This window comes from Alteriqipengyuania flavescens, from assembly GCF_030406725.1.
GTDB lineage: Bacteria > Pseudomonadota > Alphaproteobacteria > Sphingomonadales > Sphingomonadaceae > Alteriqipengyuania_B > Alteriqipengyuania_B flavescens.
Window position 1 is genome coordinate 2,587,132 of sequence record NZ_CP129107.1, and the last position, 24,662, is coordinate 2,611,793.

Consider the following 24,662-nt stretch of genomic DNA (forward strand, 5'->3'; position numbering starts at 1 on the left):
CCCGCGATTAGATGCGGCTCCGCCGTGATGAACTACGACCAGATTTTCGACCAGGCGATCGACCGCCTGCACGAGGAAGGCCGCTACCGCGTCTTCATCGATATCATGCGCAACAAGGGCGCCTATCCCAACGCGCGCTGCTTCCACGGCCACAACGGGCCCAAGCCGATCACGGTGTGGTGCTCCAACGATTACCTCGCCATGGGACAGCACCCCAAGGTGATCGCGGCGATGGAAGAGGCGCTGCACGATGTCGGCGCCGGCAGCGGCGGCACCCGCAACATCGGCGGCAACACGCACCTGCACGTGGAGCTTGAGGCTGAACTGGCCGACCTTCACGGCAAGGAAGCCGCGCTGCTGTTTACCAGCGGATACGTGTCGAACGACGCGACGCTGTCCACCCTCGCCCGCCTGCTGCCCGGCTGCGTCATTTTCTCCGACGAGCTCAACCACGCCAGCATGATCGCGGGGATCCGCAATTCCGGCTGCGAGAAGCGCGTCTTCCGCCACAACGACATGGCGCACCTCGAAAAACTCCTCGCCGCAGAGGACGAGGACTGCCCCAAGCTCATCGCGTTCGAGAGCGTCTATTCGATGGACGGCGACGTCGCGCCGCTCCACGAAATCTGCGACCTGGCAGAGAAATACAACGCCCTCACCTATATCGACGAAGTCCACGCGGTCGGCATGTACGGCCAGCGCGGCGGCGGCATTTCGGAGCGTGACGATGCCGCACGGCGGATCGACATCATCGAAGGCACGCTAGGCAAGGCGTTCGGCGTGATGGGCGGCTATGTCGCCACCAGCGCCAAGGTGATCGACTGCATCCGCAGCTATGCCCCCGGTTTCATCTTCACAACCTCGCTCAGCCCCGTACTGGTCGCAGGCGTGCTGGCGGCGGTGAAGCACCTGAAGGAATCGAGCGAGGAGCGCGACGCGCAGCAGGCCAATGCCGCCACGCTGAAGGCGATGATGAGAGAGGCCGGCCTGCCCGTCATGCCGAGCAAAACGCATATCATCCCGCTTCTTGTCGGCGATCCGGTGAAGGCGAAGCGGATCAGCGATATCCTGCTCGCCGAGTACGGCGCTTACGTGCAGCCGATCAATTTCCCGACCGTGCCGCGCGGGACGGAGCGCCTGCGTTTCACCCCCGGCCCGATGCACACCGATGCAATGATGCGCGAGCTGACCGATGCCCTGGTCGAAGTGTGGGACCGGCTTGAACTGGAACTGCGCCAGGCGGCCTGATCGCTTTCGCAGGCGATGGAATCCGCAGGCGTGCCGCGATAGGCTGACCGGCGATGTCCGAGCAAACTGCCAGCACCACATTCCGCGACAACGCACCGCTTTACGGCGTATCGGCGATCCTGCTGGCTGCTTTCGCGGGCCTAGCGCTGTTCGGCGCGCAGCCGGAGGAGCGCGCAGCCGAACAGGCGGCGACAAGCGGCACGCCCCCGCCCCTCGCCAGCCTGCCCGCAACCGATACCGCGCTGGCGGACGACGACAGCGAACTCGCGCCGAAAACCGCGCGCCAGCGTAACGATGCCGTGCCCTTTATTGATGGTCCGCTTGGCCCCGCGCCGCCCTTCGCCTTCGCCGGCGATGCCGCCTCGCGCGCCCGGGCGACCGAGTGCCTTGCCCTTGCGGCCATGGCGGAAGCCGGCAGCGACGATGCCGGCCAGCGCGCGGTCATGCAGGTCGTGCTTAACCGCGTGCGCCACCCGGCCTTCCCGAACACGGTTTGCGGAGTGGTTTTCGAAGGATCGCAGCGCCGCACCGGCTGCCAGTTTACCTTTACGTGCGACGGATCGCTCAGCCGCCGCTATTCGGACGGCTACTGGGCCATATCGCGCAAGCGCGCCGCCGAGATGCTGGGCGGCAGCGTGTTCGGCCGCGTCGGCAATGCCACGCATTACCACACCGACTGGGTCTATCCGTGGTGGAGCGACAAGCTCGACAAGGTGGCGCAGGTCGACACGCACCTGTTCTTCCGCTGGCGCGGCTACTGGGGCGGACCGCGCGCACTCTCGGCCCGCTACACGGGCGGGGAGCCGACGATCGCCAGTCTGACGCGGGCGAGCGAGACTGAGATTTCTGTCGCCGAGCTGCCAGCATCGGAAGCACCGCGCCAGCCAATCGTCACGATCCGCTCCGACAAGCGCGTGGAAGGCACGATCGCCGCGGGTCCGGGGGCGCATTTCCTTGCTCTGAGCGGCAGCGAAGACCCTGCATCGCTTACGGCCCGTGCCGAAGCGCTGTGCCCCGGCGACAGCTATTGCCAAGTCTATGGCTGGACCGATGGCAGCGCGATCCCTTCCGCCCTACCGCTTGGGCGCGAGGCACGCCGTAGCCTCAGCTTCAGCTACCTGGCGCCGCGAGCGGGCAATCCGGCGGTGGTCTATTTCGACTGCACGACCTATGCCGGGGTGGACCGCGCCCGCTGCCTGCCGCGCGCGCGCAACTAATCTGGAGACGCCAATTGAACTACGACGACGTCGTCCTCGGCCGCCGGTCCATTCGCGGCTATCTCGACAAGCCGGTGCCGCGCGCGCTGATCGAGGAGATACTGACGCTCGCCCTGCGCTCCCCGACCTCGATGAACACGCAGCCGTGGCATTTCCATGTCATCACCGGCGAGCCGCTTGACCGCATTCGCAAGGGCAACACCGAGAACATCCTCGCCGGCGTGCCCGACAGCCGCGAGTTCCGCCGCGGCGAGCCTTTCGCGGGCGTCCACCGCGAACGGCAGGTCGGCGTAGCCAAGCAATTGTTCGGCGCAATGGGCATCGCGCGTGACGACAAGAACGCGCGGCAGGACTGGGTGCTGCGCGGCTTCCGCCAGTTCGACGCGCCGGTCTGCGTGATCGTGACCTACGACCGCGAATTGTCCGGCAGCGACGACACCGCTTTCGATTGCGGCGCCGTCACCACCGCGCTCGTCAACGCCGCGTGGAGCCGCGGGCTGGGCTGCGTCATCAACTCACAAGGTATCATGCAAAGCCCGGTCGTGCGCGAACATGCCGGCATTCCGGACGACCAGGTAATCATGAAGGCCGTCGCGATGGGCTGGCCGGACGAGGATTTCCCTGCCAACGCAGTCGTCAGCGAACGCAAAAGCGTGGGCGAAGCGGCAACTTTTACGGGGTTTGGCGATGACTGAGAAACTGGTGGACCTGGGCAACGGGTTCTGGAGCATCCGCGGCGAGCTGAAGCTGGCTGGCGTGGTCGATCTGGGCACGCAGGCTTCCTTGATCGAGCGGCCCGGCGGCGGTTTCGTCATGCTCGACAGCTATACGCTGCCGCCCCGCGTGCTGGAGCAAGTGCGCAAGCTGACGGACGGGGGCAGGAAGATCGAAGCGATCGTCAATGTGCACCCCTTCCACACGCTGCATTGCGAGGCTGCGCACAGGCAATTCCCCGACGCGAAACTCTACGGGCTGGACCGGCACAAGGAGAAATACCCCGACCTGCCGTGGGAAGCGGAAACGACGAACAGCGAAGAGTGCCAGGCACTGTTTGCCGATTGCCTCGAATTCAGTGTGCCGGACGGCATTCGCCTCGTCTGCTCCAGCGAGCACATCCATGCCGGGTCGGTTCTGGCCTACCACCCAGCATCGCAGACACTGCATGTCGACGACACGCTCAGCTGCACCGACCTTCCCTTTCCCGCCAGCCTGCTGCCGATGAGCGGGCGGCTGGACTTCCACCCGACCATCCCGCTCTCGCTCGAAAAGCGCGAGGGTGCGGTGGACGATTTCCGCGCGTGGGCAAGAAACATCGCGCAGCGCTGGAGCGACTGCCGCCATGTCGCCTGCGCGCACAGCAAGATCGTGACGATGGAACCGGACGGGTTCGAGAAACAGGTGCTGGCCGCCCTGCGCCGCGCGGAAACCCCGCTGAAACTGCGCAAGGCGGCGCCGTTCTAGCTACCTCAGGCTGACCACGTTGTCCGCTTCGGGCCGCTCGCGGTCGCCGCGGTAGAGGCTGGCCATCGGCTCGTCGGTCACCTCGACCGGCTGCGCCCGGCCGAAGCCGTTGAAGTCGGTCCGCATCGCCGCGCCGTATGCGCCCAGCATGCCGATCTCGATATAGTCCCCTGCCTGGATGTCTTCCGGCAGCGGGAACGGACCCTGCATGTAGTCCGCATCGTCGCAGGTCGGGCCGTAGAAGGCGAAGTCCGCATCGGCTCCGAACAGGTCGTCCTCCAGCGCGCGAACCGGGAAACGCCAGTCGACGTGCGCGGCATCGAACAACGCGCCATAGGCGCCGTCGTTGATGTACAGCTCTTCGCCGCGGCGCTTCTCCACGCGCACCACCAGCGAGTTGTATTCGGCGCACAGCGCGCGGCCGGGCTCGCACCACAGTTCCGCGTTGTAGGCGATCGGCAGCGCGTAGAAGTGCTGGTGGATCAGCCGGAAGTAATCCTCCAGCGGCGGGGGCTCCATGCCGGGATAGACGCTCGGGAAACCGCCGCCGACATCGATCATGTCGATAACGACGCTGGCTTCCGCGATGGCGGCGCGCGCGCGGTCGAGCGCCTGGACATAAGCGAAGGGCGTCATCGCCTGGCTGCCGACGTGGAAACATACGCCCAGCCAGTCGGCGACCTGGCGGGTCGCCTGCAGAAGTGCTGCGGCGTCGGCCTGCTCCACGCCAAATTTCGATGCCAGCGACAGCTCCGCATATTCGGACGACACGCGCAGGCGGACGCACAGGCGCAGGTCGCCCGCGTCCTTAGTGGCACGGCGGATCTTCTCCAGCTCCTCGACACTGTCGAGGCTGAAGGTCTTGCAGCCATGCTCGAAATACGCCTCTTCGATGGCGCGCTCGGTCTTGATCGGATGCATGAAGCACAGCACTGCGTCGGGCAGCGTCTGGCGCACCATGCGGACTTCCGCGATGGAAGCGACGTCGTAATGCGTGATCCCGCCGTCCCACAGCACCTTTAGCAGGTCGGGCGAGGGATTGGCCTTCACGGCATAGAGCGACTTGCCCGGAAACTTCTCGACGAAGAAACGGGCAGCGCGCCGGGCAGCGTGCGGGCGATTGAGGATCAGCGGTTCGTCCGGCGAAAGATCGCGGACTACAGTGCGAGCGTCAGGATAGCTGTGCAATTCAAGGGACCCCCAGGGAACGGTGAAGTTTCTTGGTGCTGCCTTGCGGTGAGCATGGTCCCATGGGGCAACGGAGGGCGCATATAAGCGGGGCGACATGAACCGCAAGTGGATTCTTGATGTCGCCGGACAAGGGCGGAAACGGTTGCGGCGGGGCTGGCGTGCGATGGTTCGCACCCCTGCCCCGCCGCGAAGGCGCCCGAAAGTGGCGTCGTCCGGTTAGAACTGGACCTGCGGACGCTGGTCCACGATGCCCCGTTCGCTGTCGTCGAGACGGTTGAAGTCGTAATGCTTGAAGCCGAGCAGGCTGGCGAACAGCACCGCCGGGAACGCCTCGATCGAGGCGTTGTAGCGGGCGACGGCGGCGTTCAGCGCACGGCGCGCGGCGGCCAGCTTGTCTTCCACCATCGACAATTCGTTCTGCAGCTGAAGGAAGTTGGTGTTGGCTTTCAGCTCCGGATAGGCCTCGCCCAGCGCAAGCAGCCGGTCGAGCGCGATCTTCAGCTCCTGCTCGTTGCGGCTGTTGGTGTTGGCCGCGGCCGTGTTGCGGGCCATGATGACGCGTTCCAGCGTCTCTTTCTCGTGGCCGGCATAGCCTTTCACCGATTCCACCAGATTAGGGATCAGGTCGTGCCGCTGGCGCAGCTGTGCATCGATGTCGGCCGTGCCCTGGTTGGCTGCCTGGCGCAGCGAAACCAGCCGGTTGTAAACGACGATGACGGTGATGAAGAGCGACACGAGAAATACGGTCAGCGCCGACCACCACAGCGTCGAAAGAATCGGTTCCACGAGTAATACCCCCTAAATTTGCGGATTACGTTCGGTTCGTTGTTAGGAAAATCATAGGGGATAAGGGTTAACGAACCTCTCCATGACGAGAGTGGGACGATGATCGAGAAACCCTGCCCCAACGCGCTGATGGCCGGTCCGCTCGGCGACTGGCTGAAGGACCAGGCGCATGTGCGCGAGGATGCCAAGGAACTGTCGGACAACCGGCTGTTCACGGTCTGCCTGTTCGGCATTCCGACCTTCGCATTCCTGTGGATCCTCTCGCCCCTGCCGTTCGATTTCATGGTCATGATCGGCTTTTTCGGCGCGGCGGCAGGCTATGGCTGGTCGCAGGCGCCGAAAAGCAAGGCGAAGAAGCAGGTCAAGCACGGCATCAATTCCGCCATCGCCGAAGCGGTCGGGCTGCATTACGATCCCGATTGCGCGCCGGGGTCTGCCTTCACCATGGCCAAGCACTACAAGATGCTGCCGAAATTCGACCGCAGCAGCTTCGAGGACAAGTGGTGGGGCAATGTCGGCGGGATCGACTTCTGCCTGCATGAAGCGAAACTGGAAGAGCGGCGCGGATCGGGCAAGCACCAGCACTGGGTGACGACGTTCCAGGGCGTGATCATGTCGATCACTTTCCGCCGCCGGTTCCAGGGCACGACGATGCTGGTCCGCGACGGGACACACAAGCGCCTGTTCGGCGGCGCCAAGGACAAGATCAAGATTGCCGGCGAACACCTGCAATATTGCGCGATGGTCGACCCGCGCTTCGAGGACGCGTTCGACATCTATTCCAACGATCCGACCGAGGCGCGCTATCTCGTCCACCCGGAATATGTCGAACGGCTGATCGCGGTCGAAAGCTCCTTTGGCGGGCAGGACATCCGCACCCTGTTCCAGGGCGGGGAGCTGATCATCGTGCTGAAGGCGCCGAACCTTTTCGAAAGCGGCTCCATCGAGGCTGGCGAAGACCGCAGCCGGATCGAGCGCACGATCAAACAGTTCGGCACGCTGACCGACCTCGCGAACACGCTGAACGAGGATTATCGCACGGGCGAGGCGCACGTCATGGCAGCGATGATGCCCAGCTTCGGCAACAAGACCGCAGAGCCGAAGAAAACCGCATTCTCCGATCCGACGCAAACGGTGGCGGCGGTCGCAACCATGGGCGCGATGGGCGCCCTGGCCGGAAACGTGATGGGCGGCACCCCGCCTACGACCACTCCGACCCCGGCCTCACCCGCTCCCGCATCGTCGGCTCCCGTATCGCTCTCCCCGCAAGCGGGCGGCCAGCCGCCGCTCCCGCCCGCCGCGCAGTTCCGCCGGCCTGGTGGGTTCGGGCGAAAGGGAATGTAACGCCTAGCTCAGGCGGCCCCGAAAATCCTCGTAACCGAACTTGCGGACTTGCTCGAGCGCGTCGGTCTCGCTGTCCCACAGCCAGATACTCGGCAGCGGCACCCCGTTGAACGTGGTGGTCTTGACCATCGAATAATGCGCCTGGTCCAGGAACGCGAAGCGCGCGCCCGGCTGCGCCTCGACCGGGAGGGTATAATCGCCGATCACATCACCCGCGAGGCATGACGGGCCACCCAGGCGCACGGGCGCATCGCCGTCACCCTCGTGCAGCATGGCCGGGCGATAGGGCGCCTCGATCACGTCGGGCATGTGGCAAGTCGCAGAAACGTCGGTAATCGCGAAGGGCACCTCGTTCACGCCGGTATCCAGCACCGTTCCGACCAGAATGCCCGCATCGAGCGCCACCGCCTCGCCCGGTTCGAGGTAAATTTCCGCCCCGCTGTCTTCCTTCGCGTCCTTCAGAAACTCCACCAGTTCCTTCCGCTGGTAATCGGCGCGGGTGATGTGGTGGCCGCCGCCCATGTTGATCCACTTGAGCTGGCCGAACCACGGTTCGATCGCGTCGAACACGCGGTCCCACGTCTTGATCAGCGGTTCGAGGTCCTGCTCGCACAAATTGTGGAAATGGATGCCGTCCACGCCTTCCATCATCTCCGACGTCAGCTGGTCGATCGGGAAACCCAGGCGGCTGCCGGGGCTGGAGGGGTCGTAGCGCGGCACTTCGCCGGTCGGCACCATGGGGTTGAGGCGCAGGCCCACGTCGAACGATCCGCCTTGGGATCGCGCCTGCTCCAGGATCAGGCTCGCCCGGGCGATCTGCTGCGGCGAATTGAAGATCACATGGTCCGACAGTCGGCAGACCTCGGGCAAATCCTCCGGCTTGTAGGCCGCGCAATAGGTGCTGATCTCGCCGTCGTAATACTCCGACGCCAGCAGCGCCTCCCACAGACCGCTGGTGCATACGCCGTCGAGATATTCGCCGATGATCGGCGCGGCAGCGAACATGGAGAACGCCTTGAGCGCGGCGAGCATCTTAATGTCCGCCTCGTCGCGAATTTGTGCCAGGACCTGGCAGTTGGCCCGCAATTTCGCCGCATCGACGACGAAGGCCGGGCTATCCACCCGCCCGAGGTCGAAATGCGCGAAAGCGCCCGGATCTCCGGCTTTCGTTTCCATCAGAAATCGACCGGGCTGTCCATTTCCTTCACGTTCCACGGCAGGCCGTGCTCGTTCAGCATTTCCATGAAGGGGTCGGGATCGAACTGCTCCATGTTGAACACGCCTTCCCCTGCCCACTTGCCTTGTAGCATCAGCGCGCTGCCGATCATGGCGGGCACACCGGTGGTATAGCTGACGCCCTGGTTGCCGGTTTCCTCGTACGCCGCCTCGTGGCTGCAGATGTTGTTGATGTAGAACGTCTTCTCGACGCCTGTCCCGGCCCCCGAGCCGGGATCCAGCGCTTCGCCCGTCGCGATGACGCCGATGTTCGTGTTGCCGGTGGTCGTCTCGCCCAGCGTTTCCGGCTTGGGCAGCACGGCGGCGAGGAATTGCAGCGGGATGATGTCCTTGCCCTGGTAGCGGATCGGCTCGATCCCGGTCATGCCGACATTCTGCAGCACGGTGAGGTGCTTGATGTACTCGTCGCCGAAGGTCATCCAGAACCGCGCACGCTCCAGCTCGGGCACGAATTTGGCGAGGCTTTCCAGCTCCTCGTGATACATCATGTACATGTTCTTCGGGCCGACCGCCTCGAAGTCGAATTCCACTTTCTTCGCCATGGCGGGCGTTTCGATGAACTCGCCGCCTTCCCAGTGGCGCGCAGGCGCGGTCACTTCGCGGATGTTGATTTCCGGGTTGAAATTGGTGGCAAAGGCCTGGCCATGATCGCCGCCGTTGCAGTCCAGGATGTCGAGCTGGCGGATCGTCTTCAGCTTGTGCTTCTTCAGCCACATGGTGAAGACGCTGGTCACGCCGGGGTCGAAGCCCGATCCCAGCAGCGCCATGATGCCCGCTTCCTTGAACCGGTCGTGATAGGCCCACTGCCAGTGATATTCGAATTTCGCCTCGTCCTTCGGCTCGTAATTCGCAGTGTCGAGGTAATGCGTGCCGGTTTCCAGGCATGCATCCATGATCGGCAGGTCCTGGTAAGGCAGCGCAAGGTTGACGACCAGCGAGGGTTCGATCTTGCGGATCAGATTGACCATCGCGGGCACTTCCTCGGCGTCGATCTCGTAGGTCGAGATGTCGACGCCGGTGCGCTCCTTCACGCTGCTGGCGATGGCGTCGCATTTCGAGCGGGTGCGGCTGGCCAGGTGGATATCGGTGAAGATACCGTTGTTCATGGCCATCTTGTGGACGGCGACCGAGCTGACGCCGCCGGCGCCGATGACGAGGACTTTGGACATGTGTGCTCCTTCAGGGGGCGAAATCGATTCTTGCGCCGCGCATAAACGAATGCGTTAAGCTGTCCAAATGATCCGCATCCCTACCGCAGAGGGCGTCCGCGCCGCCGCAGCCAGCATTGCAGAAATCCTCCCCCCGACCCCGCTCCTGCCGGTCGAGGTCGGCGGAGTGCGATGCCACGCGAAGGCGGAATCGCTACAGCCCATCGGCGCGTTCAAGATACGCGGCGCGTGGTGGCGTCTTTCCAGCCTGACACCGGAAGAACGCGCCCGCGGCGTCGTCGCCCTGTCGAGCGGCAACCATGCGCAGGGCGTGGCGTGGGCGGCGCGGCGGCTGGGCATCGATGCCGCCATCGTCATGCCGCGCGACGCGCCCCGGGTGAAGTTCGACGCCACGCGCGCGCTGGGCGCGGAAATCGTGCTGTACGACCGCGACCGGGAAGACCGGGAAGAAGTCGCCGCGTGCGAGGTCGAACGCCGCGGCGCAGTGCTGGTCCACGCTTTCGCCGATCCGTGGGTAATGGAGGGTCAAGGCAGCGCGGGCATCGAAATCGCCGGCCAGCTCGGCCGTGCCCCTTCGCGCATTGTCGCGTGTTGCGGCGGCGGCGGACTGTCGGCCGGCCTCGCCCTCGCCTGCCCCGACAGCGCGATCCACATCGTCGAGCCCGAAGGATGGGACGTGGTCGGCCAGTCGGTCGCTGCTGGCGAGATCGTGTCCGTCGGCCCCAATCCGCCCGCCACGATCTGCGATGCCTTGCGACCGGACCGGACGCTGCCGCTGAACCTGCAGATGTTGCAAGGGCGGATCGAGCCCGGGGTCGCCGTCAGCGATGTAGAGGTCCGCACCGCCCAGCGGTTCGCGTTTTCCAACCTCAATCTCGTTCTCGAACCGGGCGGCGCGGCGGCCCTTGCGGCAACCTTGGCAGGCAAGGTTCCCGTTGACGAAGATACGGTCGTCATGCTCACCGGCGGCAATACGGATGCGGCGAGCTTTGCCGCAATGCTGGCCGGCGATTGACACCGCCACACGGGACGCGCAGGTTTCGCTTCGAAACGTAATTTGGGGGAAATTCGCGATGCAAGCTCAGATCCTGGCGCCGGCAGCGGTGCTCGTGGCGTGGACGCTGGTCATGCTGTTCTGGATGGCGGGCACGCGCCTGCCGGCCATCAAGAAGGCGAGCGGGGGCGGGCTTGGCCAGGCCAAGCCGGGCGGACGCGGGCAGGACCTGGAGGGCGTGGTGCCGGACAGGGTCAACTGGAAGGCGCACAACCACACGCACTTGCACGAACAGCCGACGATCTTCTACGCGGCCGTCCTCATCATCGCGCTGATGGGCGCAGACGCAATGGATGTGGCGCTCGCGTGGATCTACGTCGCGCTGCGCATCGTCCATTCGATCTGGCAGGCGACCGTCAACAAGGTCAGCGTGCGCTTCCTGATTTTCCTTGCGAGCACCATCGTGATGGTCGCGCTGGCGATCCGCGCGCTGATGCTGACCCTGTTCGCCGACCCGACGAGCTTCGCTTGATAAAAACCGTCGGCATGGCGATCCTGCAGCCGGTCGTCGGCCTGATGGCGTGGACGATGGTGATGTGGGTGTGGATGTACGCCACCCGCTTCCCGGCCATGAGAAAGGCCAAGGTCGATCCCAAGGACTTGGCCGGCGGCGACACAGGCACTACGCTGGACAAGGTGTTGCCGCCGCAGGTGTAGTGGAAGGCGCACAATTACAACCACCTGCACGAGGCACCGACGCTCTTCTACGCCGTCGCAATCGTGATCGCGATCATCGGCCAGGGCGATGGTTTCAACCTGTGGCTGGCGTGGGCCTATGTCGCGCTACGCGTGGCGCACAGCATCGTGCAGGCGACGGCGAACAACGTTCCGGTGCGCTTCGGGCTGTTTCTGCTGTCGACCGTCGCGCTGATGGCGCTCATCCTGCATGCAGGGATAGCGGTCTTCCATTAGGCTTACTCCGCCGCGACGGCTTCCTTCTGCGCGAATTCCAGCGTGGCGAGGAAGCGTTCCGCATCGAGCGCGGCCATGCAGCCCGTGCCTGCAGCCGTGACCGCCTGCCGGTAGGTGTGGTCCATCACGTCGCCGCAAGCGAAGACGCCGGGAATGGCCGTCTTCGGCGTGCCGGGCTCGACCAGCAGGTAACCGCTCTCATCCATCGGCAGCTTGCCCTTGAACAGCTCGGTCGCGGGCGCATGGCCTATCGCGACGAAGGCCCCGTCGACTTCCAGCTCCGAGATCGCGCCCGTTTCGGTGTCGCGCAGGACCAGCCGTTCCAGCTTGCCCTCGCCTTCGAACCGCTCGACCACCTTGTTCCACATCGTCGAAATCTTGTCGGAGGCGAACAGGCGGTCCTGCAGGATCTTTTCGCTGCGCAATTCGTCGCGGCGGTGGATCAGGGTGACGTCGTCGGAATGGTTGGTCAGGTAGAGCGCCTCTTCCACAGCGGTGTTGCCGCCGCCGATCACCGCGACTTTCTTGCCGCGATAGAAGAACCCGTCGCACGTGGCGCAGGCCGACACGCCCTTGCCGCCCAGTTCCGCCTCGCCCGGCACGTTGAGCCATTTCGCCTGCGCACCGGTCGAGATCACCAGAACGTCACCAACATAGGTATCGCCGCCGTCGCCCTTCGCGCCGAAGGGGGAGCCGTTTTCCAGATCGACTTCGGTGATCGTGTCCCACATCATCCGCGTGCCGACGTGTTCGGCCTGCTTCTGCATCTGTTCCATCAGCCACGGGCCCTGGATCACGTCGGCGAAACCGGGGTAGTTCTCGACGTCGGTGGTGATCGTGAGCTGGCCGCCCGGTTGCAGGCCCTGGACCACGATCGGCTCCATCCCGGCGCGCGCGCCGTAAATCGCGGCCGAGAGGCCGGCGGGGCCGGAGCCGATGATGAGCATGCGGGTCTTGTGGGTCGTCGCCATGGATGTGCTTTCGGATTCTCTCGAGAAATTCAGCCGCGCACTATCGCGCCGAACGCGCGTGCGCGCAAACCCATGTGGTCACCCTTCCACAAGGTGCAACCGCAAGGCTTCGCGCATGGCCGCATCCACGCCGAGCTGGCGCTCCAGATAAGCGTCTGCCGAACCGAAGCGCTGGCTAACGGCATCGCGGGCGGCTTGCAGGAAGGCAGGCTCCACGCCCATCAGCACGCGGGCCGTCTCTTCGTCCTTCGCGCCGTATTTCTTTCCGAGCAACGCCATGCCGTCGGCAATGCGCTGCTCGCCTCGCGGCGCCTCGTTGGTAAGCAGGTAATCGGCCATTGCGTCGTCCGGGTGGACGCCCAGCGCGTGGTGCAGCAGGTCCACCGCGATGCCGGTGCGGTCCTTGCCCGCGGCGCAGTGGACAAGGCTGGCGCCCTTCCCTTCCGCCAACGCTGCGAAATAGCGGCGCAGCATCGTGTTGAGCCCTTCCCGGTCGGGCAAGGCACCATAGAGCGTGATCATTGCAGCGCGGGCGCCTTGCGCGTCGATATCGCCCTCGGCTGCCTCCAGATGCGGCGCGAGGCCGGCGGTCTCGCCATCGAAGGCCAGCACTTCGCCATCGAAAGCCGGATCGCGGCGGCAGCTATGGCGATCCCGCTCCCCCTTGCCGCGCAGGTCGATTACAGTGGCGAGGTGAAGTTCGGCCACCACCTCCAGATCCCCGTCCGACGCGTCAGCATGATGGCCGGAGCGCCACAACGTACCACGGCGCACCGTGCCCCCGGCAGCCGCATAGCCTCCGTAATCGCGCAGGTTGTGGATGGAGGGAAGCGGCAGGAAACGCGGGTCGGTCATCCTGAAGCGGTGCCATGGCGCCTCGCAGGTGGCAATGCGGTTATCACCTAGGCGGTCCTTGATGCCTTGGCGACAGCGGCCGGCTAGATCGGGCACCCTGACCGCAACGGGATACGAGGATGCCATGGCCTACATCGTGATCGCCGACGACGACGAACTGGTCGCCGAGATGGCGAGCGACGTGCTGATCAACGCGGGCCACGCGTGCGGCTGGGTCACCGATGCGGAAAAGACCAAGGAACTGCTCGCCTGGCGACGGCCGGATGTCCTGCTGCTGGACCACGATATGCCCGGCCTGACCGGGGCCCAGTTGCTGCGCGAGCTGCGTAATTCCACCGAATTCTACGACCTGCCGGTGATCATGTTCACCAAGCTGTCCGGCGAAACGGATGAGGCCTATGCACGGCTCAACGGCGCACAGGATTTCATTCGCAAGCCCTTCGACCCGAGCTACCTGAAGTGGCGGGTCGAGCGATTGCTGGAGGCGCGCGCGGACCGGCCGCGACATCGCTCGCTGGAAGAGGTGGTGGAGGCCGAGCAAGAGGAGCTCAAGCGGCGGCGCCAGTCGGAAATGCGCCGCAGCTTTCTTTAAAGCGGGTCAGACCGCGCCGAGGTCCCTGACGAAATTGTCGGTCCACGCGCCGATGTTCTCGTCGCGCACGCAGGCGTTGAGCTTCTCCCAGCGCGCCTTGCGCTCTTCCAGCGGCATGTCGAGCGCTTGGCGGATGGCGTGAGCGATCTCGTCGTTGCTGTAGGGATTGATCAGCAGCGCGTCGGATAATTGCTGCGCCGCGCCGGCAAACCGTGACAGGATCAGCACGCCCGGATCGTCCGGGTCCTGCGCCGCGACATATTCCTTTGCCACCAGGTTCATCCCGTCCCGCAGCGGGGTGACGAGGCCGATCTTCGATGCGCGGTAGCAGCCGTAGAGCTCCGCCATCGAATGGCCCTTGTTGACGTAGCGGATGGGAACGACGTCGATCTCCGAATACTCGCCGTTGATGCGCCCCGTCTTGGCTTCCAGCGTTTCGCGAATCTGCTGGTAGCTTTCCACGTCCTCCCGGCTGGGCGGCGCGATCTGGACGTAGATGACTTCCCGGTTTCCTTCCGGAAAGCGTTCGAAGAACCGGGCCAGCCCGTCGATCCGCTCCGGCAAGCCCTTGGAATAGTCGAGCCGGTCGACCCCGATGATCGCGGTCCTGTGCCTCGTGCTCGACATCATGCGCTGCTGCGCCTGCCGCGCTTCCCCGCTGTCGCCAACCGACTGGAAATGATCGTAGTCGATCCCGATGGGGTACGAGCGTGCGTAGGTGGTCCGCCCTTCGAACGTGACCTTGCCGATCGTGTCGTCGACTTCTGCGCCCAGTTCCTTGCGGCAGTAATGCAGGAAGCTTTCCAGCCACTCGTTACACTGGAAGCCGATAAGGTCGTAATGCAGCACCGTGCGCACCAGCCGCTCGTGATACGGCAGGCTCGTGAAAAGGCGCGTCGGCGGCCAGGGGATATGGAGGAAGAACCCGATCCGGTTCTCGAACCCGCGGGCGCGCAACCTCTCGCCCAGCGGTATGAAATGGTAATCGTGCACCCAGACCGTATCGTCCGGCTCGATCAGGCCTGCCGCGCGCTCGGCGAACAGCTCGTTGACCCGTTCGTAGCCCTTGCCCGTCTCGCGGGAATATTCGGCAAGGTCGATGCGGTAATGGAAAAGCGGCCACAGCGTCGAATTGGCGTAGCCGTTATAATATTCCTCGATATCCTGGGGGGCGAGGTCGATCGTGGCGGTAGTCACGCCGTCATGGGTCTGCACGTCCGGCTCTGCAGAAGGATCTTCCGCTTCCTCTCCCGACCAGCCGAACCAGATACCGTCATTGGTCTTCAACGCGGCGTTCAAAGCCCCGGCAAGCCCGCCTTGCGCACCCGATGCACCGCGTGCCTTGGGCACCGCGACGCGGTTGGAGATAACGACGAGGCGGCTCATGTCTTGGTCATCGGACTTCGTTCCAGCTCCTTGAAAGCAATGCGGCGCAGTTGATTACCCCTACCAGCGAGTAGGTCTGGGGGAAGTTCCCCCACAGCTCCCCGGTCTCGAAATCCATGTCCTCGGACAACAGGCCCGATGGCGCGCGGTGGGCGAGCATGGTACCGAAAAGCTGCCGCGCCTCTTCGTCGCGGCCCGCCAGGTGCAGCGCCTCGATCAGCCAGAAGGTGCAGACATTGAACGCCGTTTCCGGCGCCCCGAAATCGTCTTCCGCCGCGTAACGCAGCATGTGTTCGCCCCGGCGCAAGGCCTTCTCGATCGCGGCGAAGGTGGACTGGAACCGCGGATTGTCGGGCGAAAGGAAGCGCAATTCCACCATCTGAAGCAGGCTGGCATCCAGGTAATCGCTTTCGAAGCTGGCGCGGTAGTGGCCGCCCTCCCCGTCATCCTGCCACGCCTTTTCCTCGATCGTGTTGCGGATCGCGTCGGCACGCCCGGCCCAATGTTCGTGCCGGTCCGCCTTCCCGAGATATTCGGCGACGTTGGCCAGTCTGTCGCAGGCCGCCCAGCTCATCACCGCGCTGTAGGTGTGGACTTCCTGCCGGGTGCGGAATTCCCACAGGCCGGCGTCGGGCTGGTCGTGCATCTTCCACGCCATCTCGCCGACCTGCTCCAGGCTTTCGAAATCGGCTTCGTCCGCCATGCGCAGCAGCCGCTTGTCGAAGAACGCTTGCACGGTCGGCATCACGATCTGGCCATAGCAATCGTGCTGGATCTGCGTGTAGGCGGCATTGCCCACGCGCACCGGGCCCATGCCGCGATACCCGGAAAGGTTTTCCGCGAAGCCTTCCTCAAGCTCGGCGACACCCATCACGGAATAGAGCGGCTGGATCTGCCCGCCCGCCGCCTGGTCCACGATGTTGCGCAGATAGGCGAGATATTTTTCCAGCACATCGAGCGCGCCGAGGCGGTTGAGCGCCTGCACGGTGTAATAAGAATCGCGGATCCAGCAGAAGCGGTAATCCCAGTTCCGCTCCGAATTGGGCGCCTCGGGGATCGAGGTCGTCAGCGCCGCGACGATCGCGCCCGTCTCCTCGTGCTGGCACAGTTTCAGCGTGATCGCGCAGCGGATCACCTCGTCCTGCCATTCGAACGGCGTTGCTAGCCCGCGCGACCAGTTCTGCCAGTAACTGCGCGTCTTCTGTTCCATGCCGCGAACCTGTTCGCGCAAATTGCCGACGAAGGGCTCGTCGGGGCCGAGGAAGAAATGCGTATCCTCCTCGATCCGGAAGAAGCGCTTTTCGAGCACGTATCCGACCGCCGCATCGGTCGAGAGGCGCATCGCCTGGTCGCCTACGAGGTAGCGGATGTGGTTGGTGCCGTTGGTCGTCTTCGCCAGCTCTGCGCCATAACCGCGCATCGGCGCCAGCTTCACGCGGATACGCGGATTGCCCGCCACCGGCCGCACGATGCGCACGAAAGCGACCGGGCGGTACATCCGGCCTGAGCTTTCGAACCGCGGGCAGAAATCGAGGATTTCGACCGCGCTGCCGTCTTTCGCTTCCAGCCGCGTGACGAGGTTGGGCGTGTTGCGGATGTATTCCTGCCTGCTCGAAACCTGGCCGGCCAGCTCGAACTGCCACAACCCCTCGTCGGGATCGCCGTCGTCCATCAGCGAGCAGAAGACCGGGTCGCCATCTACGCGGGGGACACAGCCCCAGACGAGTGCGCCCTGCCGGTCGATCAGGCCGGAAACCTGGCAATTGCCGACAGGCCAGAGGTCGAGGGTGGATTGGCTGGAAAGAGCGTTCATAGCCCCAGCCAATCGCGCACGGCGTCCGGCCCTGCAAGGCCGAATTCGGCCTCGGTCGGCTTGGGCTCGCCCACGCGTATGGCCGTACCGCCGCGGCGAAGCACCTCGGCAAACCCGTCTTCGTCCGTCACGTCGTCGCCGATGAAAACGGGGTGGGCGCCGGCGAAGGGCGCGCTGTCCATGAGGACGGACACCGCGCGGTCCTTGCCGCCGCCAGGGCGCATGAGCTCGCAAACGGACTTCCCGGTCTTGAGCTGCAAGTGCTTCGTGGCGGCGAGGTCCTTTGCGAAGGCGAGAACCCCCTCGCCCGCATCCGGTGCGGCACGGTAATGCAGGGCGAGTCCGAAAGACTTGTATTCGACCTCGACGCCATCGTGACCGGCCGCGAACTCCTCTATCGCCTCCCGCACATCGGCCGAAAGCGCTTGCGGCTGCCCGCCGATCCGCTCACCCGAAGCACCGCGGACCTCGGCGCCATGGCTGCCGGCCACGGCGAAGCGGAACGGGCCCAGGTGTTCGCGCAAATTGTCGATCGCCCGGCCGCTCACCACGGCGAGCGCCCCGCCCTGCCGCGCGGCAAGATCCTCCAGCGCGGCAGCAAGGCCGCCGGGCACTTCGATGGAATCGGGCGTCGGGGCGATTTCCACCAGCGTTCCGTCGAAATCGAGGAACAGCGCAACGGGCCCCCGTGCGCGCAGGTCCGATAGGGCGGGAGGATCGGGGAGCATCACGGTCATCGCGGGCGACCCTACAGCGGGCGCACGGCCCTGCAACGTTGCTTAGCCGTCTTTGCCATCCGAAAACGTATGCATGTTCTCGATCAGCGCATCGTCGAGCTTCTCGCCGTGGAGGACCGAGATATCGCCAGTGGTTTCGAGCACCACGGCGCGCACTTCTTCGAAGCTTAGCACATTGGCTTCGCGCAGCTTCGCCAGCAAGTCGGATCGGGATACACGAGTTGTGCTCAGGGCTTCCTCGTTGATCTTTCCATCGCGCATCAGAATGCATGGGTCGTTCGAAATGGCATCTTCGAACCAGTCGCTCTTCTTCCGAACGACCGCGATGATCAGTTGCACCATGAACAGACCCGCCATCGCCGCCATCGTTTGCAAAAATTCGAGCGCCTTCGTGTCCTGCGCAGCCCCTGCAACCAGAGAGCCCATCGCCACCGTCATGACGAAGTCGAAACTGGTCATCTTGGAGAACGAGCGCAGCCCGACCAGCCGCACGAGGGTGACCACCCACACCAGCGCTGCGCCGCCCAATATGATGCCGCGTGCAAGGTGGTCGATAAGGTCGTTCTCGAAAAAGATAAGCAGTTCCCCCGTGGTTAACTACCCGGAAGACGCCCCAGCACGGCGAAAGTTTCGAAACTGCGCTATATGAGGAAATTGGTAGCGGAGGAGGGACTCGAACCCCCGACACGCGGATTATGATTCCGCTGCTCTAACCACCTGAGCTACTCCGCCCCGAAAGGCCGTTCCGGCGCCGCTGGGGCGGGAACAGGCGGCGCGTTTAGGGCGGCGGCGGCGCGGGGTCAAGCGCCGTGTGCGGGCTCAGGAAGACCTGCGGAAAGACCAGTCGCGGACATGCCCCCACGGGCCGCCGAGATAGCGGTAAAGGCCGAAACCGCGAAAGGCGAAATCGCGCGGTTCGACCACCAGTTGCGCCTGCAATTCCTTCGCCTTGGCGCTCGATACCTTGTTCTGTATCGTAACGTGCAGGCGCGGCTTGTGCTGGTCCTGCGCCGTCAGCATGCCGGTGAAATGCTCGGCAATCCTCGTGCGGTGGCCGAGCATGTCCTCGCTCGCCAGTTTCAGCGCTGTCCCGCCGCCGAGCGACATGAGCCCCTCCAGCCGCGCAGGCGGCGGCGGGTTTTCGGCCACGATACGCTTCAGCACGTCGCCCAGCTCTTCCTCGCATTGGGGCGGGATGGCGTGGAAGAGCGTGACATGCGCATCGAGATAGTTGCGCTCCGGCGGGAAATGCTCGGTCCGCAAGGCAGTGGCCCAGGCCGCCATGTCTTTAGGCAGCAATGCCGTCAGGATGAGCGGAGCGTTGCGCTCGCCTGCGTCGCGATTGGCGATCACATTTCCCCGCGCGCGCGGCGCAAGGCGAACCACTTTTCGACATTGGCGTTATGCTCCGCCAGCGTTGTGGCGAAGGCGTGCCCGCCGCTACCGTCGGCGACCATGTAGATCGCCTCGGTCTCGGCCGGATTCAGCACCGCGGCGATGCTCTCCCGCCCCGGATTGGTGATCGGCCCCTTGGGCAGCCCGACCATCGAATAGGTGTTGTAATCGTTGATCGCGCTGATTTCCGACTGGCGGATCCGGCGGCCCAGCGGTTTGCCCTTGGTGATCGGATAGATGATCGTGGGATCCGCCTGCAGCATCATGCCGGTCCTGACACGATTGGAATACAGTCCGGCCACCATCCGCCGTTCTTCCGGAACGCCGGTTTCCTTTTCCACGATGGAGGCGAGGATGACCGCCTCGCGCGGGTTCGACACGGCGATGTCGCCGCTGCGCTTCGCCCACAATTCGTCCAGCGTGCGCGCCATTTCGGCCTGCATGCGCTGGAGGACCTCCGCCCGCGGTTGTCCGCGCTCGAACGCATAAGTGCCGGGCAGGACACTGCCTTCCGCCGGCACATCGACGCTACCGGTCAAAAGCGGCGTCGCCATCAACCGTTCCTGCACCATGATCGACGGCATGCCTTCGGGAATGGTGACGAAGCGCTGGATGGGCTGAGCGTGCTGCAGGATGTCGAGGATGCCCGACGGACTGACCCCGGCCGGGAAGGCGAATTCGCCCGCCTGGATTGAATCCCCGCCGCCGAAGATTTTCGCCCGCAGCAGGAAGGCATCGGCGGAGGAAATGAATTGGTCGTCCTCCAGTTCCTGCGCGACCGAGGTCAGCGAACTGCCCGACTTGACGATGAAGGACGTCTCCTCGTCCAGGTCGGTGCCGCCCCACCAGCCCATGGCGAGCCAGCCCACGGCCAGCACGGCGACCAGCGCTGCTGCCAGCAGCAGCGGCTTGAGACGACGCAGCATCTATCCCTAGTCCTCGAGGCGCTTCATGATCAGCGAGGCGTTGGTCCCGCCGAAACCGAAGCTGTTGTTGAGCACGGCGTTGACCTCCCGCTCCCGCGCCTTCAACGGGACGAGGTCCACGCCTTCGGTGCCTTCGTCCGGGTTGTGCAGGTTGAGGGTCGGCGGGACCACCTGGTCGCGCATGGCGAGGATGCAGAAGATCGCCTCCACCGCGCCGGCGCCGCCGAGCAGGTGGCCGATGGCGGATTTCGTGCTGCTCATTGATGCGCCGCACAGATCGTCGCCCAGCACGCGCTTTACCGCGGCGAGTTCGATCGTGTCCGCCATGGTCGAGGTGCCGTGGGCGTTGACGTAGTCGATATCGCACGGCTCCAGCCCGGCCTTCTTCAGCGCCATGCGCATGGCCAGTTCCGCGCCGCGACCTTCAGGATGCGGGGCGGTGACGTGGTAGGCGTCGCCCGACAGGCCATAGCCGACCACTTCGGCGTAGATTTTCGCGCCGCGCGCCTTGGCGTGCTCGTATTCCTCCAGCACCACGACACCGGCGCCCTCGCCCATGACGAAACCGTCGCGGTCCTTGTCGTAGGGGCGGCTCGCCTCGGTCGGGCGGTCGTTCATGCTGGTGTTGAGCGCGCGCGCCTGCGCGAAGCCCGCAATGCCGAGCGGGTTGACGGTCGATTCGGCGCCGCCTGCCAGCATGATGTCGGCATCGTCGTCCTTGATCATGCGCGCGGCGTCGCCGATCGAATGCGCGCCGGTCGAACAGGCGGTCACCACGGCGTGGTTCGGGCCCATCAGGCCGTAGCGGATCGACACCTGTCCGCTGACGAGGTTGATGATCCGCCCGTGGACGAAGTGCGGGCTGACCCGGCCCGGGCCGCGTTCGTGCAGGTTGACCGATTCCTTTTCGATCCCCGGCAAGCCGCCGATGCCTGCGCCGATGGACACGCCGGCCCGCTCCCGCGTGGCCTGGTCCATCTCGGTCAGGCCGGCATCTTCCAGCGCCTGGCCGGCAGCGTCGAGGCCGTAGACGATGAAGGGATCGATCTGGCGCTGGATCTTCGGGTCCACGCGCTTGTCGGGATCGAAGCCCCAGGCATGATCCTTCGGCTTAACCTCGCAGGCGATCGTCGCCTTCTGGTTGGAAGCATCGAAGCGGGTGATCGGCCCGGCGCCGCTTTCGCCCGCGATCAGGTTGGACCAGCTGGTTTCCACGTCGCCACCCAGCGGGGTGACGAGGCCGAGACCGGTTACGACTACACGACGCATTCTATTCTCCGCTTGGGCGGCCCGCACGGCGCGTGTGGGCGGCCCCGAAACGACAACAGGCCCGGCCCGTGGGTCGGGTCGGGCCTGTCACAGCCGCCATGCCGGCATCCGGCAGGCGTATCCTCGGCTAGCGAGCGCTCGGCCCTGCTCAGCCCTTGTGTTCTTCGATGTACTTCGTGGCATCGCCGACGGTGGCGATCTTTTCCGCCGCATCGTCGGGGATTTCGACGCCGAATTCTTCTTCGAACGCCATGACCAGTTCGACGATGTCGAGGCTGTCGGCACCCAGATCGTCGATGAAGCTGGCGTCCTGCGTCACCTTGTCGGCTTCAACGCCGAGATGCTCGACGACAATCTTCTGCACGCGGTCTGCGGTATCGCTCATGTAATATCCCTCTTGAACCTGGGTTTTCGAATTGGCTTTCGCCCTAATGAACGGCGCGGGCAAGCGCAAGTGCTGCCGCAGCACGGACGGAGCGTTATGTGGGGAGGATATTACGGTTTTGCCAGCGAACGCGAAAAAAGGCATACTCGGCACCGCTTTCGGGGGGAGGCATCGGTGCTGCAGAAATTGAAGGACAGGATCGGCGGATGGGAGGTGGCGTGGATGGCCGCCATCCTCGGCGTCGTCCTCGTCGCCATGCCGCTGATCGCCGTGCTCGGGCCCGATGGATCGGTGCGCGGCCAGATCCTCGGTTTCACCGACGGAGTCTGGCGCAGCGACTACCCGGTACGCGTCGACCTGCCGGAATAGACTGCCGCAATCGCACCGCGCCTCGCCACGCCGGAAGCGGACCAAGCGCTTGATTCGGAGGGCGAATTCGTCCTCGAACCGGTCGATGAACTGGCGACTGCCGAAAGGCCCGACGGCGCGGCACCGACGCGAACCGCGCCGAAACTCGACGGGGTGATGGACGTGCGCTTCCGCCTCGCTCCGGGCCGCATGTCGAACGACCAGTCGAATACCGACCCCGTCCGCATCAACCGGCCCGTTTCGATCGGCGGCCGCAGCGCGGGCTCGATCGCCTTGCTGGTCCAGCCCGACGGCACGCTGATGGCCCGCCCGACCGAATTGGGCGCGCTGTTTCCAGAAGGCAGCGAAACCACGTCGCGGCTGGTCGCGGAAGGACCCGATTTCGTGCCGTTGGACAGCTTGCGCGCGCTCGGCATCGCCATCCGCTACGACGCGGCGAACGACGGGCTGGCCGTCAGCGGCGGATAAGCCTGGAAGCCGGGATCAGTCGCCCGCGCGGTCCACGCGCTGGCCTTGCCCTGCATCGCCCTTCGGCACGTCCATCGTGCGGATGTGGACGTCGCGCAGCTGGCCGGCGCTGACCGGGCTCGGCGCGCCCATCATCAGGTCCTGCGCCCGCTGGTTGAGCGGGAAGGCAATGACCTCGCGGATATTGGGCTCGTCGGCCAGGAGCATGACGATGCGGTCGATGCCGGGGGCGGAGCCGCCGTGCGGCGGGGCGCCCAGCTTGAACGCCTCGATCATGCCGGAAAACTCGGCATCCACGGTTGCCTTGTCGTAGCCGGCGATTTCGAAGGCCTTGTACATGATTTCCGGCTTGTGGTTCCGGATCGCGCCGCTCGACAGTTCGTAGCCGTTGCAGACGATGTCGTACTGCCAGGCGAGGATGTCGAGCGGGTCCTTGTTCTCCAGCGCTTCCATCTCGCCCTGGGGCATGGAGAACGGGTTGTGGCTGAAATCCACGCGCTTCAGGTCCTCGTCGTATTCGAACATCGGGAAATCGACGATCCAGCAGAACTTGAAGCAGCCTTCCTCGATCAGGCCCAACTCCTCGCCCACACGGGTGCGCGCGGCACCGGCAAGCTTGGCGGCATCCTCTTCCTTGCCTGCGGCAAAGAACAGGCCGTCGTTCTCGCCAAGGCCGAGCTCTGCGTAGAGCTTTTCCATGCCTTCGGTGCCGTGGTTCTTGGCGATAGGCCCGCCGAATTCGCCGCCCTTGCGGGTGACGTAGCCGAGGCCGGCAAAGCCTTCCTTGCGCGCCCAATCGTTCATGTCGTCGAAGAACTTGCGGCTCTTTTCATGCGTGGCCGGCGCGGGGATGACGCGAACGCGGCCACCGCTGCCGACGATCTTTTCGAACAGGCCGAAGCCTGACGTGGTGAAGTGGTCGGTGACGTCGCTGATGATCAGCGGGTTGCGCAGGTCGGGCTTGTCGGTGCCGTATTTCAGCATCGCTTCCGCATAGGGAATACGCGGGAATTCGCCCGCCGGGGTCACGCTCTTGCCGCCCGCGAATTCCTCGAACACGCCGGCAAGCACCGGTTCGATCGCCTGGAAGACGTCTTCCTGCGTCACGAAGCTCATTTCGAAGTCGAGCTGGTAGAATTCAGGCGAACGGTCGGCGCGCAGGTCCTCGTCGCGGAAACACGGCGCGATCTGGAAATAGCGGTCGAAACCGGCGACCATCAGCAGCTGCTTGAATATCTGCGGGGCCTGCGGCAGCGCATAGAAAGTGCCGGGATGCAAACGGCTGGGCACGAGGTAATCGCGCGCGCCTTCGGGGCTGGACGCGCCCAGGATCGGCGTCTGGAATTCGCTGAAGCCTTGCGCGATCATCCGCTGGCGCAGGCTGGTGATGACCCGGTTGCGCAGCATGATGTTGTTGTGGACACGCTCGCGCCGCAGGTCGACGAAGCGGTACTTGAGGCGCGTCTCTTCGGGATAATCTTCCGCCTGGTTCACGATCAACGGCAGTTCCTCCGCCCGGCTCTGCACTTCGATGCTGCGGGCGAAGACTTCGATCTCGCCCGTCGGCAGGTTGGCGTTCACCGCCGCGGCATCGCGCGCCTTTACCTCGCCGTCGATCGTGACGACCGATTCCAGCTTGAGCCGTTCCAGAACGGGCAGCGCCTCGCTATCGCTGTCCGCCACGATCTGGGTGATGCCGTAATGGTCGCGCAAGTCGACGAACAACACGCCGCCATGGTCGCGCTTGTTGTGTACCCAGCCCGACAGGCGGACGGTTTCGCCGACATCGCTCTTGGTAAGCTGTGCGCAGTTGTGGGTACGATAGGCGTGCATCTGTGAACTTTCCAATTCGGGGATTAAGGCGCTAAGGGCGCGGCC

General features: G+C 64.7%; 25 protein-coding genes, 1 tRNA gene and 1 pseudogene. 11 read left to right on the top strand and 16 right to left on the bottom strand.

All coding sequences use genetic code 11. The features are described 5' to 3' along the window. The first annotated feature begins 27 nt into the window (after nucleotides 1-27). Genes hemA through QQW98_RS13190 form a run of 4 tightly spaced genes read left to right on the top strand, consistent with a single transcriptional unit; the run spans nucleotide 28 to nucleotide 3,926 of the window. The gene (hemA, locus tag QQW98_RS13175; protein WP_290136948.1) at nucleotides 28-1,248 is read left to right on the top strand and encodes a 5-aminolevulinate synthase; all 1,221 of its coding nucleotides are present in this window, start codon (nucleotides 28-30) and stop codon (nucleotides 1,246-1,248) included. Nucleotides 1,249-1,301: 53 nt separating this feature from the next. After that, nucleotides 1,302-2,465 (top strand): cell wall hydrolase, encoded by a 1,164-nt coding sequence (locus tag QQW98_RS13180; RefSeq protein WP_290135385.1) that lies wholly within the window; start codon nucleotides 1,302-1,304, stop codon nucleotides 2,463-2,465. Between the two features lie 14 nt (nucleotides 2,466-2,479). Further along, a complete protein-coding gene (locus QQW98_RS13185; RefSeq protein WP_290135386.1) occupies nucleotides 2,480-3,160 on the top strand; it encodes a nitroreductase in 681 nt (226 codons plus the stop codon). Beyond that, entirely contained in the window at nucleotides 3,153-3,926 is a 774-nt protein-coding gene (locus QQW98_RS13190; protein ID WP_290135387.1) for a hypothetical protein, read from the top strand. The genes QQW98_RS13185 and QQW98_RS13190 overlap by 8 nt, the downstream gene beginning before the upstream one ends. Here the strand turns inward: QQW98_RS13190 and QQW98_RS13195 are convergent, their stop codons facing one another. Then, nucleotides 3,927-5,114, bottom strand: coding sequence for a type III PLP-dependent enzyme domain-containing protein (locus tag QQW98_RS13195; protein ID WP_290135388.1), 1,188 nt, complete (start codon nucleotides 5,112-5,114; stop codon nucleotides 3,927-3,929). It abuts the gene before it with no gap. Between the two features lie 219 nt (nucleotides 5,115-5,333). Beyond that, nucleotides 5,334-5,903 (bottom strand): LemA family protein, encoded by a 570-nt coding sequence (locus QQW98_RS13200; RefSeq protein WP_290135389.1) that lies wholly within the window; start codon nucleotides 5,901-5,903, stop codon nucleotides 5,334-5,336. A gap of 99 nt (nucleotides 5,904-6,002) precedes the next feature. Between QQW98_RS13200 and QQW98_RS13205 the strand changes: the two genes are divergently transcribed. After that, nucleotides 6,003-7,247 carry a DUF3137 domain-containing protein gene (locus tag QQW98_RS13205; protein WP_290135390.1) on the top strand — a complete coding sequence of 415 codons (1,245 nt, stop codon included), beginning with the start codon at nucleotides 6,003-6,005 and terminating at the stop codon, nucleotides 7,245-7,247. A 3-nt stretch (nucleotides 7,248-7,250) separates the two neighbouring features. On the opposite strand, the gene QQW98_RS13210 is transcribed toward QQW98_RS13205, so the two are convergent. Both QQW98_RS13210 and QQW98_RS13215 read right to left on the bottom strand, forming a co-directional pair. Further along, nucleotides 7,251-8,423, bottom strand: coding sequence for a carboxynorspermidine decarboxylase (locus tag QQW98_RS13210; protein WP_290135391.1), 1,173 nt, complete (start codon nucleotides 8,421-8,423; stop codon nucleotides 7,251-7,253). Continuing rightward, entirely contained in the window at nucleotides 8,423-9,652 is a 1,230-nt protein-coding gene (locus QQW98_RS13215; RefSeq protein ID WP_290135392.1) for a saccharopine dehydrogenase family protein, read from the bottom strand. Before QQW98_RS13215 ends, QQW98_RS13210 begins: the two co-directional genes overlap by 1 nt. Nucleotides 9,653-9,719: 67 nt before the next feature. On the opposite strand from QQW98_RS13215, the gene QQW98_RS13220 reads away from it, so the two are divergent. The 3 genes and pseudogenes from QQW98_RS13220 to QQW98_RS13230 all read left to right on the top strand — a co-directional run bounded on the left by QQW98_RS13220 (nucleotide 9,720) and on the right by QQW98_RS13230 (nucleotide 11,618). Then, on the top strand, nucleotides 9,720-10,667 hold the full coding sequence (locus QQW98_RS13220; RefSeq protein ID WP_290135393.1) for a threonine ammonia-lyase: 948 nt from the start codon (nucleotides 9,720-9,722) through the stop codon (nucleotides 10,665-10,667). 58 nt (nucleotides 10,668-10,725) lie between these two features. Further along, a complete protein-coding gene (locus tag QQW98_RS13225; RefSeq protein ID WP_290135394.1) occupies nucleotides 10,726-11,178 on the top strand; it encodes an MAPEG family protein in 453 nt (150 codons plus the stop codon). Between the two features lie 14 nt (nucleotides 11,179-11,192). Next, nucleotides 11,193-11,618: pseudogene (locus QQW98_RS13230) on the top strand (MAPEG family protein). 2 nt (nucleotides 11,619-11,620) lie between these two features. Here QQW98_RS13230 and trxB read toward each other — a convergent pair. Then, nucleotides 11,621-12,589: a thioredoxin-disulfide reductase gene (gene trxB / locus QQW98_RS13235; RefSeq protein ID WP_290135395.1), complete on the bottom strand. Its 969-nt coding sequence runs from the start codon at nucleotides 12,587-12,589 to the stop codon at nucleotides 11,621-11,623. Nucleotides 12,590-12,667: 78 nt separating this feature from the next. Next, complete coding sequence (locus QQW98_RS13240) at nucleotides 12,668-13,444, bottom strand: tyrosine-protein phosphatase (protein WP_290135396.1); 777 nt, start codon at nucleotides 13,442-13,444, stop codon at nucleotides 12,668-12,670. A gap of 124 nt (nucleotides 13,445-13,568) precedes the next feature. On the opposite strand from QQW98_RS13240, the gene QQW98_RS13245 reads away from it, so the two are divergent. Further along, entirely contained in the window at nucleotides 13,569-14,036 is a 468-nt protein-coding gene (locus tag QQW98_RS13245; RefSeq protein ID WP_290135397.1) for a response regulator, read from the top strand. Nucleotides 14,037-14,042: 6 nt separating this feature from the next. Here QQW98_RS13245 and QQW98_RS13250 read toward each other — a convergent pair whose 3' ends face one another. The 9 genes from QQW98_RS13250 to QQW98_RS13290 all read right to left on the bottom strand — a co-directional run bounded on the left by QQW98_RS13250 (nucleotide 14,043) and on the right by QQW98_RS13290 (nucleotide 21,947). Then, nucleotides 14,043-15,422 carry an alpha,alpha-trehalose-phosphate synthase (UDP-forming) gene (locus tag QQW98_RS13250; protein WP_290135398.1) on the bottom strand — a complete coding sequence of 460 codons (1,380 nt, stop codon included), beginning with the start codon at nucleotides 15,420-15,422 and terminating at the stop codon, nucleotides 14,043-14,045. Between the two features lie 7 nt (nucleotides 15,423-15,429). After that, on the bottom strand, nucleotides 15,430-17,235 hold the full coding sequence (locus tag QQW98_RS13255; protein ID WP_290135399.1) for a glycoside hydrolase family 15 protein: 1,806 nt from the start codon (nucleotides 17,233-17,235) through the stop codon (nucleotides 15,430-15,432). Further along, a complete protein-coding gene (gene otsB, locus QQW98_RS13260; RefSeq protein ID WP_290135400.1) occupies nucleotides 17,232-17,972 on the bottom strand; it encodes a trehalose-phosphatase in 741 nt (246 codons plus the stop codon). Before otsB ends, QQW98_RS13255 begins: the two co-directional genes overlap by 4 nt. A 42-nt stretch (nucleotides 17,973-18,014) precedes the next feature. Further along, the gene (locus QQW98_RS13265) at nucleotides 18,015-18,500 is read right to left on the bottom strand and encodes a DUF421 domain-containing protein (RefSeq protein WP_290135401.1); all 486 of its coding nucleotides are present in this window, start codon (nucleotides 18,498-18,500) and stop codon (nucleotides 18,015-18,017) included. Nucleotides 18,501-18,627: 127 nt separating this feature from the next. Beyond that, nucleotides 18,628-18,704, bottom strand: a tRNA-Met gene (locus QQW98_RS13270). Between the two features lie 87 nt (nucleotides 18,705-18,791). Continuing rightward, entirely contained in the window at nucleotides 18,792-19,325 is a 534-nt protein-coding gene (locus QQW98_RS13275) for a 2'-5' RNA ligase family protein (RefSeq protein ID WP_290135402.1), read from the bottom strand. Beyond that, nucleotides 19,322-20,293 carry an endolytic transglycosylase MltG gene (mltG, locus tag QQW98_RS13280; RefSeq protein WP_290135403.1) on the bottom strand — a complete coding sequence of 324 codons (972 nt, stop codon included), beginning with the start codon at nucleotides 20,291-20,293 and terminating at the stop codon, nucleotides 19,322-19,324. Before mltG ends, QQW98_RS13275 begins: the two co-directional genes overlap by 4 nt. A gap of 6 nt (nucleotides 20,294-20,299) precedes the next feature. Beyond that, nucleotides 20,300-21,562: a beta-ketoacyl-ACP synthase II gene (gene fabF, locus QQW98_RS13285; protein ID WP_290135404.1), complete on the bottom strand. Its 1,263-nt coding sequence runs from the start codon at nucleotides 21,560-21,562 to the stop codon at nucleotides 20,300-20,302. 148 nt (nucleotides 21,563-21,710) lie between these two features. Continuing rightward, nucleotides 21,711-21,947: an acyl carrier protein gene (locus QQW98_RS13290; RefSeq protein ID WP_067680685.1), complete on the bottom strand. Its 237-nt coding sequence runs from the start codon at nucleotides 21,945-21,947 to the stop codon at nucleotides 21,711-21,713. A 174-nt stretch (nucleotides 21,948-22,121) separates the two neighbouring features. Between QQW98_RS13290 and QQW98_RS13295 the strand changes: the two genes are divergently transcribed. Continuing rightward, on the top strand, nucleotides 22,122-22,316 hold the full coding sequence (locus QQW98_RS13295) for a hypothetical protein (RefSeq protein WP_290135405.1): 195 nt from the start codon (nucleotides 22,122-22,124) through the stop codon (nucleotides 22,314-22,316). Between the two features lie 156 nt (nucleotides 22,317-22,472). Next, the gene (locus tag QQW98_RS13300) at nucleotides 22,473-22,784 is read left to right on the top strand and encodes a hypothetical protein (RefSeq protein WP_290135406.1); all 312 of its coding nucleotides are present in this window, start codon (nucleotides 22,473-22,475) and stop codon (nucleotides 22,782-22,784) included. Between the two features lie 15 nt (nucleotides 22,785-22,799). Here QQW98_RS13300 and aspS read toward each other — a convergent pair whose 3' ends face one another. Beyond that, nucleotides 22,800-24,617 (bottom strand): aspartate--tRNA ligase, encoded by a 1,818-nt coding sequence (gene aspS, locus QQW98_RS13305; RefSeq protein ID WP_290135407.1) that lies wholly within the window; start codon nucleotides 24,615-24,617, stop codon nucleotides 22,800-22,802. Nucleotides 24,618-24,662 lie beyond the last annotated feature (45 nt).

Coding starts and splice junctions, on each gene's coding strand:
- hemA (WP_290136948.1), top strand. CDS start 28: ATGAACTACGACCAGATTTTCGACCAGGCGATCGACCGCCTGCACGAG.
- QQW98_RS13180 (WP_290135385.1), top strand. CDS start 1,302: ATGTCCGAGCAAACTGCCAGCACCACATTCCGCGACAACGCACCGCTT.
- QQW98_RS13190 (WP_290135387.1), top strand. CDS start 3,153: ATGACTGAGAAACTGGTGGACCTGGGCAACGGGTTCTGGAGCATCCGC.
- QQW98_RS13205 (WP_290135390.1), top strand. CDS start 6,003: ATGATCGAGAAACCCTGCCCCAACGCGCTGATGGCCGGTCCGCTCGGC.
- QQW98_RS13210 (WP_290135391.1), bottom strand. CDS start 8,423: ATGGAAACGAAAGCCGGAGATCCGGGCGCTTTCGCGCATTTCGACCTC.
- QQW98_RS13215 (WP_290135392.1), bottom strand. CDS start 9,652: ATGTCCAAAGTCCTCGTCATCGGCGCCGGCGGCGTCAGCTCGGTCGCC.
- QQW98_RS13220 (WP_290135393.1), top strand. CDS start 9,720: ATGATCCGCATCCCTACCGCAGAGGGCGTCCGCGCCGCCGCAGCCAGC.
- QQW98_RS13225 (WP_290135394.1), top strand. CDS start 10,726: ATGCAAGCTCAGATCCTGGCGCCGGCAGCGGTGCTCGTGGCGTGGACG.
- trxB (WP_290135395.1), bottom strand. CDS start 12,589: ATGGCGACGACCCACAAGACCCGCATGCTCATCATCGGCTCCGGCCCC.
- QQW98_RS13240 (WP_290135396.1), bottom strand. CDS start 13,444: ATGACCGACCCGCGTTTCCTGCCGCTTCCCTCCATCCACAACCTGCGC.
- QQW98_RS13245 (WP_290135397.1), top strand. CDS start 13,569: ATGGCCTACATCGTGATCGCCGACGACGACGAACTGGTCGCCGAGATG.
- QQW98_RS13250 (WP_290135398.1), bottom strand. CDS start 15,422: ATGAGCCGCCTCGTCGTTATCTCCAACCGCGTCGCGGTGCCCAAGGCA.
- QQW98_RS13255 (WP_290135399.1), bottom strand. CDS start 17,235: ATGAACGCTCTTTCCAGCCAATCCACCCTCGACCTCTGGCCTGTCGGC.
- otsB (WP_290135400.1), bottom strand. CDS start 17,972: ATGACCGTGATGCTCCCCGATCCTCCCGCCCTATCGGACCTGCGCGCA.
- mltG (WP_290135403.1), bottom strand. CDS start 20,293: ATGCTGCGTCGTCTCAAGCCGCTGCTGCTGGCAGCAGCGCTGGTCGCC.
- fabF (WP_290135404.1), bottom strand. CDS start 21,562: ATGCGTCGTGTAGTCGTAACCGGTCTCGGCCTCGTCACCCCGCTGGGT.
- QQW98_RS13290 (WP_067680685.1), bottom strand. CDS start 21,947: ATGAGCGATACCGCAGACCGCGTGCAGAAGATTGTCGTCGAGCATCTC.
- QQW98_RS13300 (WP_290135406.1), top strand. CDS start 22,473: ATGGACGTGCGCTTCCGCCTCGCTCCGGGCCGCATGTCGAACGACCAG.
- aspS (WP_290135407.1), bottom strand. CDS start 24,617: ATGCACGCCTATCGTACCCACAACTGCGCACAGCTTACCAAGAGCGAT.